Here is a 12518-nt window from a genome sequence, read left to right as displayed (position 1 = left end):
ATGAATGATGAGTAACGCAGAAATTAACTCAGAACTCCAACAAGAGTGGTTAGAAATTGGCACAATTGTTGCCGCTCAAGGAATGAAAGGGGAGTTGCGGGTGTATCCTGACTCCCAATTCCCAGAACGCTTTGAGAAACCGGGAGAGCGTTGGATGTTGCGACCAGGCGAGACAGAACCGCAGCCAGTGAAATTGGTGAAAGGGCGGTATATAAATGGTAAAAATCTATACGTTGTGCAGCTTGCCGAAGTGGAAGATCGGGATCGGGCGGAGGCGCTGGCTGGAACCAAGTTAATGGTGAAAGCTTCCGATCGCCCTATCTTGGCAGAAGATGAATACCATGTTCTAGACTTGATTGGCTTGGAAGTTTTCCTTCAAGAATCGGGAGAAAACTTGGGCGTGGTGGTGAATGTAATTCCGGCTGGCAACGATTTATTAGAAGTGCAGTTGCACCAGCAACCAGCATCAGTTCCCGCAACAGATGAGCCGGAACCACCCCAGAAAGGGGAAGTAAATCGAACCAGTAAAAAACGGAAATTTCGACCCAAGCCGTCGAAGCCGTCTACAATTTTGATTCCTTTTGTCAAAGCGATCGCGCCCGTGGTAGACCTGGAGAATCGGCGAATTGAAATTACGCCGCCGCCTGGATTGCTAGAAATAAATCAGGAAGCTTGAATTTTTTCAGAATCCCAGCGCGATCGCCACCAAGTATCTATTTCGCAAAATAACCATGCCGTCCTTTAGGGGACGACATGGCTACGTTAACGATTCTTTGTTAATTGCTCAAGAATGCTGAAGTAATTACCAAAGCGCTCGCACAGGCGCTGCCTCAGTCGTCTGCGGTTCGGTTTGAGTCATTGTATCTGGAGTGGTTGTTGTCTCTCCAGTGGTTGTTGTCGGAGCAGGAGACGGTGTTGTCTGCACCGTTCTTCGCTGAATCGTCGTCTCTTCCACCCGACGGGTTCTATTGAGGCGAGTGGTATCTGTCGCATCGACTTCAACCATACTCACATTGCTAGCCATATTCTGGTCATCCAATGTGGCGCTAATCTCCATTCCCGGCATGAGGTTCAACCGGGTTAGATCCTCTGGTGTGAGCATCATATCTGTGGTTGTACCGTCTGGCAGTGTCAGCGTGACCATATTGCCTTTAATGCTTTTGACGGTACCTCTAACTACTTGATTGGTGTTAGTTGGGTTGGGAGTGGTTGTGTCGGTGTTTGTTTGGCTGATGAGCTGCCTTGATTCACCTTCATCTGCGGGGCGAGCGATCGCTGGCAACACTGATACTGCCGAGAGTAACAGTGTTAGCATCGTACCTGTCAATACTTTGGTTTTTTGCAAACGCATTACACTCTCACTTTGAAAATATTTGGGTAATAAACTTGACTATTGGCAACAGTTGTAGTTAACAACGGATGAAAATACCTAGATTACTGCCCAAATGCTATCCATCTCTACTGAAGATTCAATCTACCGGAATATATAAGTCATGAGGAGTAGAGCTGGGAATAATATCAGGACTTACGCAAAGCTTATACATATAGCGTTCTTGTCGGTTCAATCCCCCTGTGGTTGCCCTCAGATGTGGTGATGTTGCGTAAGTCCTAAATATCTTACTTTGTGAGACTTGACAATACTGAGAAAATCCCATTTCAAACAAGTCAGCCAGCGAGAGTGCGATTTACAGTTTTGATCTCAGATAATAATTCGATAAGAGTCGTTGACCACGGAAAAAAGAGGACAGGAATGCTCGGAGGTAAATTACCATCTGGAAGCTTCAAGCTGCTGTGCTTCAGTGCAGCCATTCTATTGCTGGGCGTTCGGCAGCCAGCGGTTGCCTCAGTTCCAACAGAAGCTGTAGCAACTACCAGAGAGGCAACAACGATTGAATTGCCTTCGGAACCACAATTGCCTCCTTTGGGGGCACCTTCTCTCTATCTGCCTTTGGAGAAACTCTCCCCAGCGAGTACCACGCCCGATACTCGTTTGGTGATTAAATTAAGCGATCGCCGCGTCTATGTCTATCGAGACAATCAGGTGAAAGCAAGTTATCCCATCGCAGTTGGTAAAAAGGGTTGGGAGACGCCTACAGGCACGTTTAAGGTGATGCAAATGCTACGCAATCCAGCTTGGCAGCATCCCTGGAATGGAAAGGTCATCCCTCCAGGCGCAGATAATCCTTTAGGAGCCAGGTGGATCGCTTTTTGGACGGACGGACGCAATTTTATCGGGTTTCATGGCACCCCCCAGGAAAAACTGGTGGGACAGGCAGTTTCCCACGGCTGCGTCCGAATGCGTAATCAGGATATCTTGGCTTTGTATGCACAGGTAAACATCGGAACACCTGTAAAAGTAGAGCCTTAGAGTCTTTAAAATTGCCAAATTAAAAATTAAAAAGCCGCTTTCTTTTTAATTAAACCAAGGGCAACAAAATCTCAAATTCGGTGCCAATGCCTGGTTTGGCTTTTCCGCTGGAATTGCTAGGAGTAGTATACCCCTGGGGAGATCCACCCTCAGGGAATACGCTGCGCGATCGCATTCTTAATTTTCCCCCGTGTTTCGCCGTCACAATCTGATAACTCACTGATAAACTCGTTTCTTTAGCAGAGCGTTTCTCTACAGAAAAAGACTCAAGAATTTGCTGCTGTACTTCTGGAGACATCCCAGGGCCATTATCGGCAATGCGAATCGAAACCCAACGCGAATCAGAAATTCCTGTCTGGCTTGCCTTGTGCGAACAAACCTCCGTAGTGATTTCGATCCGAGGCTTCTCTTGCGTATTGGGTGGCAATGTTCCTCGGAAATCTTGAGTAAACTGCTGAACCACTGCTTGATTAATCAATGCATCAATCGCATTCGTGAGGATATTTATGAAAACCTGGTTCAATTGACCCGCGTAGCATTGTACCGGCGGCAAATGACCATAATTTCTAATAATTTCAATCTCGCTGTTTATCCGACTTTTTAAAAGTAAAAGAATACTATCTAAACAAGCGTGTAAATCCGCAGGCTTAGGATAAACATCATCAATATGGCAGAAGTTTTGCAGACTCATCACTAGCTTTTTCAATCGTTCAGCTCCGGAGCGGATGCTGGCAATCGAGCGGGGCAAGTCTTGTTGTACAAAATCAAATTCTATCTCTTCTTTCAGAGCAGCAATTTCTTCAGGAATCTGCGGCAGATGTGTCTCATAAGCAGACAGCAATTCTATCAAGTTCTCAGTATAAGCTGAGACATAGGTTAAGTTCCCCCAAATAAAGCCAACCGGGTCTAAAATTTCGTGAGCAACTCCGTCCACTAAGCGCCCTAAGCTTGCCATTTTCTCGCTTTGAATCATCTGAGCTTGGGTGCGTTCATATCGCACCTGAGCTTCGATTCCCCGGATTTGCCAGGAAACAACATTCAAGTCCTGAACATCTAACAGCCGATAGTCAGATTCTCCCACTTGCACCACGACGGGTTCTCCCAAAAATTCAGGCGATCGCCGCAGCGCCTGCTGGGTTGCCGTCAAAATCGGCGTACTATCGGGAAGGATTAAAACCTCAGAGTGAGCGTACTTGTAGAGTACGTGCAGCGGTTTGTGCAAAAATAGTTCTAGTCGATGAGGACGGATCAGGTACTCCAAAAGCCGCCGCCGCGAAATCATCCCGGCAAACTGACTCTGTTCAAGCAAGATGGCTCCTGGCAGTAGGGGATTCTTCTCAAAAATCCGGGCAACATCCACACCCAGGCAGCTGGTTTTCACCAAAAAGGTGTACAGGGGCAGTTCCCCAAGAGTTGAGTCTATAGAGAGATCGCGATCGCTCCCTTGGGATAAGGACGGAAGTGATATAAATCCGTTTGGTACCGACACACAACGCCCACAAATGCAGCAGTGAAGCTGGAATCAGCTATGTCCATAGACTACCATTTTCAGCAGTTCTCCACCCGTCCTTGAAGTTAAGTTCTGCTGCTATTTTCCGAAAAAATTGTTGACGAGCGCTTTAAACGAGCGGCAATCGGATCTCGAATTCTGTGCCCATCCTTGGTTGTGAATCTTCTATCCCCCTTGTTGGATTGGCTAGCAACGGAGCCGCTGCTGGTGCCTCGCGTCCGCTAGCCCCAACACAGAGCCTTTCTTGTGGCGGATACGAATCTGCTATTCCTACTCCTACGGGGGAAGCTACAGGTACCGGCAACGCTTCAACTACGGAGCCACTATGGGGGGAGGTGCTAGGAGCAGCATATGCTAAGGAAGAGCAGCCCAGAGGGCACACACTGCGCGATCGCACCGATAAATGACCCCCGTGCTTCTCGGTAACAATTTGATAACTAATTGCCAATCCCAACCCCGTTCCCTTGCCCATCGGCTTTGTAGTAAAGAACGTCTCAAAAATTCGCTCCTGAATTTCTGGTGGAATTCCCGGCCCATTATCCGCAATCCGAATTGCCACCCATTCAGAATCTTGGATTTCTAAAACTTCCGTCGTAATCTCTATTTGGGGTTGCCAATCCGACCCATCAGCTACTTGATCCTTGAGCGCATCAATCGCATTACTAATGATATTCATAAATACCTGACTCAGTTGACCTGAGTAGCAATTTACCTCTGGTAAATCGCCATAATTCTTAATGACTTTAATCCCCTGTTTGATGGGATTATTTAAAATTAACAAGGTACTTTCAATACATTCGTGCAAGTCAACGGGCTGCCGCCGTGCCTCATCCACATGAGAAAAATTTCGCAGACTGCCAACGATTTTTGTTAATCGCTCTGCACTCAGCTTCATACTCTCTATCAACTTAGGCAAATCTTCTAGAAGAAAATCAAGTTCAATTTCTTCTTTCAGTTCCTCAATTTTACTTGAAGGTTCGGTTTCTTTTTCATAAGCTGCCAATAAATCTATTAAATTTTTGTAATAAGTTTCCACAAAGCCGAAATTTCCATTAATGCAGTTAATGGGATTTCTAATCTCATGGGCAACCTCAGCAACCGTCCGTCCCAAACTCGCCATTTTTTCTGTTTGCAACATCTGAGCTTTGGTTTGCTCATTGAGCAACTGGGTTGTCAGTTCATGAATTTTTGACTGTGCCACCAGTAATTGATGTACATCCAGTAATCGGTAAATTCCCGGCGCTAACTCTACCACAATCGGTTCATAGAGTAACTCAGGAGGTCGTTGCAAAGACTGCTTTGCTGCCGCTACAATTAACGTATCGCCAGAAAGTTTCAAAACATGGGTACTGGCGAATTGATATAAAGATTTTAAGGGTCGCTTTAAAAATAATTCCAGTCCATAAGGACGGCTCATTTGTTCTAAAAATCGCCGCCGCGAAATCATTCCCGCAAACTGACTTTCTATCGTTAAAATGACTCCTGGTAGCAGCGCATTTGCTTCAAATTCTTTATTGGCTTCCTGGCCCAGATTAGAGGCTTCTATCTGAAAATCATATAGGGGAAGCTCTTGAAGCGTTGACTCCAAATTGAGGTTATTTATCTGGGACAGAGGGAGAACTGATAATTCCGACGGGGATTCTTGCCAAGTCACCATAAATTACCTCAATCAGTTCTTATTCGCTGTATAGGAAAATGCAAAATTTACTTTATCCCCACATTTTACTGATTATAAGTTATAAATTTTACAGCCATAATCTTTATTGATTTTTAAATTTAATTTGAAGATCAGATTAACTTTTGGTTAATTAAATTCTGCTTAAGATGGTTTTTAAATCCTAAAAAGCTAGAAAATTTTATAATTTTTAGTAAAATAGAACATTTGTATATATTTTAAATCAAATATTTTTTTATTCAAGAAGTTGCAGATGGCTCAAAAACGGATGAGCGATCGCGCGGTATGCAAAGCAGATGACCTTGAGCTTGATCTCGCCCTGTGTGTTTTGCCCGATACAGCTTTTCGTCCGCCGCCGCAATCAGCATTGCCGGTGAAAAAGTTGAGCTAGGAAAGATCGTGGCAACTCCTAAACTTAGGGTGATGTACTCGCTTACTTCTGAGCAAACATGGGCAATCTTCAAGGCTTTCACACTCAGTCTGATACGTTCTGCGACCTGAAGGGCATCCTCAAGCGACGTGTGCGGCAAAATCACGGCAAATTCTTCACCCCCATAGCGTGCCACTAAATCTTCCGGACACTTCACCGCTTGCTGAATGGCACCTGCTACCTGTCGCAAAGTATCATCACCCGCTTGATGACCGTAGGTATCGTTGTACTTTTTGAAGAAATCAACATCGCACAAGATCAGCGATAACGCTGAATTACTAGCTTGCATCTGTTGCCAACAGGAATCGAGATAGCCATCAAAACGGTGTCGGTTAGCAACCCCAGTCAAACCATCAGAAGTGGCAAGGCGCAGCAATTGTTGGTTTGCTGCTTCCAGATGAGTATAAAGTTGAGTGAGCAGTTCAGTTGCCAATTCGTGAATTTGCGATTGAGCGATCAGTAATTGATGTACATCTAATAACCGATAAACTTGCGGCGCGACCTCCACCACAATCGGTTCATAAAGTAACTCAGCCGCTCGTTGCAAAGATCGACACGCCGCCGCCACAATTAACGTATCGCCACTCAGAATCAAAGTTTCCGTTTCGGCAGAGCGATATAAACACTCAATGGGACGCTTGGAAAATAGTTCCAATCCGTAGGGACGGCTCATGTATTCCAAAAATCGCCGCCGCGAAATCATCCCAGCTAATTGACCCTGCTTCATCAAAATGACGCCTGGGAGTAGCGGATTGGCTTTCAAAGTTTGAGTCACTTCCCAGCCAACTTGATGATATTCAATCTGACAATCGTGAAGCGATAGCGATCGCAGCGTGGACTCCAAACACAGATTTTGCTGGCTTCGATTGGATGACAAAGGAAGTGATAAAAATGCGTTTAGCACAGGGTACCCCGCTGCATGAAAACGCAGCAATGGAAGCTTGAGTATACTTCAAGCATAGGATAGCATTTTTACCAGAGATGGTTTGTGTTACAGACTACAAAGTTTCGGTAAACTCCGTAAATTTACGGTAAAGCAACGGGTAGATTGGGGATAAAGTGAGCAACTTTTGGTAACAGGTTTCGTCCACTAGCACATTCATCAACCCTAGTGATGAGTAGTAATAACCGTTAAAATGGCTTGGCAACCTCATAAAGCTAAAAAAGGCTTCTCACGATCCAAAGCATGAATCAACTGCACAACGCTTTCACCTTGTTTTTGAGTTTGCTGGTAGAGGCAATGCCTTTCTTACTGCTGGGGGTTTTGCTCTCCGGTTTGCTGCTGTTGTGGATCGATGAGCGCCAGCTGATTGCTGTCATGCCGAAAAACCCCATTTTGGGGGCATTTGTGGGCAGTTGTGCGGGCTTTTTGTTTCCGGTGTGTGAGTGCGGCAACGTGCCCGTGGCGCGGCGGTTGCTGATGCAGGGAGTGCCTGCGCCTGTGGCAGTGGGGTTTTTGCTAGCGGCACCGACGATTAATCCGATCGTGATCTGGTCAACCTGGGTGGCGTTTCGAGATCAGCCGGAAATTGTAGTGTTGCGGGTGGTATTTTCTCTATCGATCGCGACGATTATTGCCTCAGTTTTCAGCGTTCAGTCCAATCTGAAGCCGATACTGCAACCCGCGATCGCTTGCGCCTTACCTCAGATGAAAACTCAAACGGCAGAAGACGAAACTCCCACTTTATTAAAATCCGGCACGTTTTGGCTGGGACAACCGCAACCGGCAATGAGCGCCGTTGGCATCACAGGCGGCGGGATAATGGGTCAATCGATTACGTCAAAACCCCTGTCTTTCAAGCTGCGGATGTTACTTGAGAATACAGTGCAAGAGCTGCGGGAATTGGGAGGCGTGTTAATTTTGGGAAGCGCGATCGCAGCGGCGATTCAGGTACTCGTTCCCCGCGAACTGATCCTCAGCTTGGGTCAGGGGCCAATCGCCTCCATCCTTGCCATGATGGTACTAGCGGCTTTAGTGTCAATTTGTTCAACAGTCGATTCTTTTTTTGCCCTTTCCTTTGCCACAACATTTACCAGCGGCTCCTTGTTAGCCTTTCTGGTATTTGGCCCCATGATTGACCTCAAAGGCATCGGTTTGATGTTATCCATTTTCAAACCCAGAGCCGTGTTTTACCTGTTTGGTCTGGCAGCTCAGATGACTTTTATAATGACTCTCTTGTATACGTACTTTTTCTAAGATTATGGGTGAGTTGCTAATGGAACAAAGGTTTTTGAACAATTAGCAATTAACCAGTCTTCAATTAGCCATTAGCACGCTTACCAATGACCAATCAACCAAAAATTATTTCTCAAAAATTTATAATTCCCGGTTTGGATATCTTGGCACTAACTGCTTGGGGAACCTTGCTACTGAAATATTGGTTCACGGGTCAGTTATACCTGCTGATTCACCGAGATTACTTTAAATATGTAGTTGTCACTGCCATCTGCTTGTTAATTATGGCGGCGTTGAGCGCCTTGCAACTGATTGGGAAAGTGTTGAATCACCGGAAGGAAAATCGGTCGGTGGCAGTTCTTCAGCACATTACCCTATTTCCTCCCGGTTGGAGCAGTGTATTGTTGCTGTTGACGGCAATCGTCGGTTTACTGGTTGCCCCCCGCGCATTTACCTCAACCACAGCACTCGATCGCGGGATTGCGGACTCTTTGAGCTTGACACGAGCGCAACCCCAATCATTTCGCTCTTCAACAAGACCAGAAGAGCGATCGCTCATCGACTGGGTGCGGACGCTCAACTTCAACTCAGAACCCGACACCTACACGGGTCAGAAAGTTAAAGTGAGGGGATTTGTCGTCCATCCACCGAAACTCTCCGAGCAATATCTGTTAATTTCGCAATTTGTGATTACCTGCTGTGCCGCAGATGCTTATCCCGTAGGATTGCCGGTAAAACTAACTGAAAACCGGGCAGCTTATACCCCTGACACTTGGTTAGAAATTGAAGGTGAGATGATCACCGAAACCCTAGACGGCAAACGCCAACTTACCATCAAGGCAAACTCCCTCAAAAAAATAGAAGCACCGAAGAACCCGTATGATTATTAGACGATTTTAGATTTTAGATTGGCGAGGCGAAGGCAGTGATGAATCGAAAATCAAAAATCGAAAATCGAAAATGGGTGCAACCCGTTGATCGTCTGGCGCTAGCGCTGATGCTGGTGCTAAGCGTGCTGATTGGGCTAGTGGTGTGGGGTGGCGATGCCTGCGGTCCGAACTGTTTTTTAGTCACCGGGCCTCGCGTGCGGGATTTCAACTGGCAGGGTGAAAAAGTGGGTGTCGAGGATACTTCCTTTATTCTCACCTTTAGCCGCCCGATGGAACACAGCAGCGTGGAAGCAAATCTGCGAATCGCTCCACCCCTGCGCGGTAAATTCAGTTGGGCGGGGCGGAAGATGTCTTATACCCTCACTTCCCCAGCATCCTATGACACCGACTATAAAGTGGAATTGCAGGGGGCGCGAGAGCGCTTGGGGACTCAAGGGAAAACGGGGAGGGCAATTGTACCGTTTACGAGTCAGTTTCGCACCCGCGATCGCGCTTTTATCTACTTGGGCGTTGAGAAGGAAGAACAGGGACAGTTAATCCTCTACAACCTCACCCAAAACAAAAAAACCGTTCTGACGCCTAAAGACCTAGTGGCGATCGACTTTAAGGTGTATCCAGATGGCGACAAGGTTTTGTTTTCTGCCACCGACTGGACGAGTAACCAACCCGGTGTATCGGCACAACAACTGTACACCGTCACCACAGGACTCAATTACAAAACCGAAGGAAAAGCTGACAAGGATCTCGATCCAGCAGGCAGAATGAATCTGGTTTTAGATAATAAAAACTACCAGAATCTCAAATTTGACTTAGCTGCGGATGGGCAAACGATTGTGGTTCAGCGGGTGAACAGCCAAAATCCAGCCGAATTTGGCTTGTGGGTACTCCGACCGAATGCACCGCCGCAACCGCTGAATAACCAACCGGGCGGAGATTTTTTGATTGCGCCAGATAGTGCCTCGGTGGCAAGCGCACAAGGAGAAGGCATCGCCATTCTGCCGCTGACACCTGGAGCCAAACCGTTAGATTTTCTGCCCAAGTTTGGGATGGCGCTAGATTTTGCCAGAGATGGCTCGGCAGCGGCGATGGTGAAATTTAATACAGATTACACGCGATCGCTCTTTTTAGTCACCAACCAAGGCGTACAGAAAGAACTGCTGCGGACAAATGGCTCAATTCTCAACTGTCAGTTTGCCCCCTACAAGGAAACGCTCTACTGCCTGCTGACTCAGTTACTGCCAGGACAAGAGTACCAAGAACAACCTTACATTGCGGCAATTGACCTCCAGACAGAGGCAGGGACTCTGGATGCAAAGGCGATCGAGCCGCTGTTGCTTTTGCCCATCCAGCGGGATATTCAGATGAGTCTGGCACCGGATGGGTTAGCGCTGCTGTTCGACCAAATTGTTGCCACCGGGACAGCACCCACGGCAGACGGTTTGAGAACCAATGAAGGAGAGGCGATCGCTACCAGTCGCCTTTGGCTGCTTCCCCTAAGCCAGCCAAAAGCTGGAGAACCCCCAACCCAGCTCCAACCAGAGCAGCTGCCTTTCCCTGGATTTCATCCCCGCTGGATACCATAAAAGAGCCAAATTTTACTCATTTCAAAGGCAAAATAAAGAAGGAAATCCCTAAAAATTTTGCCTTTTTAATTTTTTATTTTTAAAATTTAATAATTTTTATCCTTCAAGGGTGTGCAAATACATAACTTCCTCGATCGGTACCGACAAGGAGAACGCGATTTTTCCTATGTAGACCTCAGTGGAGCCAGCCTCGGTGGGGTCAATCTCCGGGATATAAACTTAACGGGAGCCAACTTGAGCGGTGCCAACCTCAGCTGGGCTTGTCTGAACCAATCCAACCTCATCGGTGCTTGCCTGCACCAAGCCGATATGCGGAGCGCTACGCTCACAGGTGCCAATCTTAACCAGGCAACTTTGAGTCGCGCTCGGATGGTTAAAGTAGACTTGCGTTTAGCAACTCTCCAAGACGCCGACCTCAACTGGGCGGTTCTTCAGGAAGCAGACTTGAGCGGTGCTGACTTGTGTAGGGCGAAGCTGGATCAAATCAATCTCGAAAATGCCAAACTCAACGGCACTCAGTTAATCGAAGCCGAGTTGATGGAGGCAAATCTCCGTGGCGCTAGCTTGGTTGGTGCCAACCTCAGCGGCGCAAATCTCCGGGAAGCGCATCTAGAAGCCGCGAATTTACGAGATGCGATTTTAGTGGGCACCAACTTGACGGAAGCCGACCTCAGCGCCGCCTACCTGCGGGCGGCAAATTTGACTGAGGCAGACTTGCATCGGTCAATTCTCATCGGTGCCGATTTGAGCGAAGCGATTCTCAATAGTGCTGACTTGAGTCGGGTGAATTTGACTGGAGCTTATTTACTGAAAGCCAGCTTGCGAAAAGCTTATTTACTACGAGCGATCTTGCAGGATGTGTATTTGTTACGTGCCGACCTGAGTGAGGCGAATTTACGCGGGGCGGATCTGCGAAAAGCTGATTTGAGCGGGGCATACCTGGGTGACTGCACGATGTCTGAGGCAAATTTGAGCGATGCCTATCTTCTAGAAAGTCATTTGATTCGCACCAATCTCGACCAGGCGCAATTGACTGGCTGTTGCATCAGCAACTGGCACCTTGAGGATGTCGATCTTTCTAAGGTGGAGTGCCGTTATGTTTTTACCCGGTTTAATTACGCGACTAAAAAACCGACTGAGCGCTTTCCGGTGGGTCGGGATTTTGAGCCGGGGGAATTCGGCAGGGACGATAGCACAGGGGACGCGGACGGTGCGGAGGGTGCCACTACCATAGAAGTTTTTTTGAAAGAGGCTCCGAACTGGGAAGCGCTGGTGTTTACTCTGACTCAGGTGCAACTCGATTCTCCTGACTTGCAACTGAGGATTAAGTCTTACCAACCCCAGGAGGAGCAGTATCTGCTAAAACTGGCGTCGAGTCATTTTGTGAATGGGAAAACTCTGTCTCAACGAGTTTTGCAGCTATACCCGGAGATGCTTCAGTTGGTGGAGTCTAAGCGACAAGCGATCTTGGAGCTGCTGCAAATCAAGGCTCACCCAGAAAATCTCGTGACGCTGAAGGTACCGCCACCGCCACTGCCGCCACCGTCGCCTCCACCCGATTATCGGCTGCGGATTTATCAAGAGGTGGTGAAACAGATCCAACTGATTATCCTCTCCCAAGCGCCAGAGCAGTTGGTCGGAAGCGTGCAGCGGTTGTTGAATTTCCTTAAGAACGAGGGCATCTCGACGGAAGAAATCCAAAAGACAATGATTAGTCAGGCGCTTGTGAAGCGAGCCAAGCAAGACCAGATGTTCCAAAAGCAGTTGTTGCAGTGGGAGAAAACGGCGGATGAAACGGCTCGTTTTTCGATGGTGGGGGAGTCACTACGGCTAGCGATCGCGCTAATTTGGCCCCATCTTCCGCAAAAATAGAGTTGTCTATGTAG

The 12518-nt window shown here is 47.4% G+C and carries 10 protein-coding genes; 6 read left to right on the top strand and 4 right to left on the bottom strand.

The window, feature by feature from the left end; genetic code table 11:
* Window positions 1-4: 4 nt before the first annotated feature.
* Window positions 5-676 carry a ribosome maturation factor RimM gene (gene rimM / locus ACFW2W_RS11350; protein WP_378177529.1) on the top strand — a complete coding sequence of 224 codons (672 nt, stop codon included), beginning with the start codon at window positions 5-7 and terminating at the stop codon, window positions 674-676.
* 126 nt (window positions 677-802) lie between these two features.
* On the opposite strand, the gene ACFW2W_RS11345 is transcribed toward rimM, so the two are convergent.
* Window positions 803-1351, bottom strand: coding sequence for a hypothetical protein (locus tag ACFW2W_RS11345; RefSeq protein ID WP_378177526.1), 549 nt, complete (start codon window positions 1349-1351; stop codon window positions 803-805).
* A gap of 399 nt (window positions 1352-1750) precedes the next feature.
* Here ACFW2W_RS11345 and ACFW2W_RS11340 point away from each other — a divergent pair, with 399 nt between their 5' ends.
* Window positions 1751-2368, top strand: coding sequence for a L,D-transpeptidase (locus ACFW2W_RS11340; protein ID WP_378177524.1), 618 nt, complete (start codon window positions 1751-1753; stop codon window positions 2366-2368).
* 49 nt (window positions 2369-2417) lie between these two features.
* Here the strand turns inward: ACFW2W_RS11340 and ACFW2W_RS11335 are convergent, their stop codons facing one another.
* The 3 genes from ACFW2W_RS11335 to ACFW2W_RS11325 all read right to left on the bottom strand — a co-directional run bounded on the left by ACFW2W_RS11335 (window position 2418) and on the right by ACFW2W_RS11325 (window position 6860).
* Window positions 2418-3836 carry a sensor histidine kinase gene (locus ACFW2W_RS11335; protein WP_378177970.1) on the bottom strand — a complete coding sequence of 473 codons (1419 nt, stop codon included), beginning with the start codon at window positions 3834-3836 and terminating at the stop codon, window positions 2418-2420.
* Between the two features lie 151 nt (window positions 3837-3987).
* Window positions 3988-5535 carry a sensor histidine kinase gene (locus ACFW2W_RS11330; protein WP_378177521.1) on the bottom strand — a complete coding sequence of 516 codons (1548 nt, stop codon included), beginning with the start codon at window positions 5533-5535 and terminating at the stop codon, window positions 3988-3990.
* 257 nt (window positions 5536-5792) lie between these two features.
* Entirely contained in the window at window positions 5793-6860 is a 1068-nt protein-coding gene (locus ACFW2W_RS11325) for a diguanylate cyclase domain-containing protein (protein ID WP_378177518.1), read from the bottom strand.
* A 309-nt stretch (window positions 6861-7169) separates the two neighbouring features.
* Here ACFW2W_RS11325 and ACFW2W_RS11320 point away from each other — a divergent pair, with 309 nt between their 5' ends.
* The 4 genes from ACFW2W_RS11320 to ACFW2W_RS11305 all read left to right on the top strand — a co-directional run bounded on the left by ACFW2W_RS11320 (window position 7170) and on the right by ACFW2W_RS11305 (window position 12504).
* Window positions 7170-8180 (top strand): permease, encoded by a 1011-nt coding sequence (locus ACFW2W_RS11320; protein WP_378177514.1) that lies wholly within the window; start codon window positions 7170-7172, stop codon window positions 8178-8180.
* Window positions 8181-8266: 86 nt separating this feature from the next.
* Complete coding sequence (locus ACFW2W_RS11315; protein ID WP_378177511.1) at window positions 8267-9049, top strand: TIGR03943 family putative permease subunit; 783 nt, start codon at window positions 8267-8269, stop codon at window positions 9047-9049.
* A gap of 38 nt (window positions 9050-9087) precedes the next feature.
* Window positions 9088-10632 (top strand): hypothetical protein, encoded by a 1545-nt coding sequence (locus tag ACFW2W_RS11310; RefSeq protein ID WP_378177508.1) that lies wholly within the window; start codon window positions 9088-9090, stop codon window positions 10630-10632.
* Between the two features lie 111 nt (window positions 10633-10743).
* Window positions 10744-12504 (top strand): pentapeptide repeat-containing protein, encoded by a 1761-nt coding sequence (locus ACFW2W_RS11305; RefSeq protein ID WP_378177505.1) that lies wholly within the window; start codon window positions 10744-10746, stop codon window positions 12502-12504.
* Window positions 12505-12518 lie beyond the last annotated feature (14 nt).

It is taken from the genome of Coleofasciculus sp. H7-2, assembly GCF_042747725.1.
GTDB lineage: Bacteria > Cyanobacteriota > Cyanobacteriia > Cyanobacteriales > FACHB-T130 > FACHB-T130.
The sequence above is the reverse complement of the archived record's forward strand: the minus strand, read 5'-3'. Positions and strand labels throughout refer to the sequence as shown.

Excerpts from the sequence above, each read along its gene's own strand:
- rimM (WP_378177529.1), top strand. The coding sequence starts at position 5 with ATGATGAGTAACGCAGAAATTAACTCAGAACTCCAACAAGAGTGGTTA.
- ACFW2W_RS11345 (WP_378177526.1), bottom strand. The coding sequence starts at position 1,351 with ATGCGTTTGCAAAAAACCAAAGTATTGACAGGTACGATGCTAACACTG.
- ACFW2W_RS11340 (WP_378177524.1), top strand. The coding sequence starts at position 1,751 with ATGCTCGGAGGTAAATTACCATCTGGAAGCTTCAAGCTGCTGTGCTTC.
- ACFW2W_RS11330 (WP_378177521.1), bottom strand. The coding sequence starts at position 5,535 with ATGGTGACTTGGCAAGAATCCCCGTCGGAATTATCAGTTCTCCCTCTG.
- ACFW2W_RS11320 (WP_378177514.1), top strand. The coding sequence starts at position 7,170 with ATGAATCAACTGCACAACGCTTTCACCTTGTTTTTGAGTTTGCTGGTA.
- ACFW2W_RS11315 (WP_378177511.1), top strand. The coding sequence starts at position 8,267 with ATGACCAATCAACCAAAAATTATTTCTCAAAAATTTATAATTCCCGGT.
- ACFW2W_RS11310 (WP_378177508.1), top strand. The coding sequence starts at position 9,088 with ATGAATCGAAAATCAAAAATCGAAAATCGAAAATGGGTGCAACCCGTT.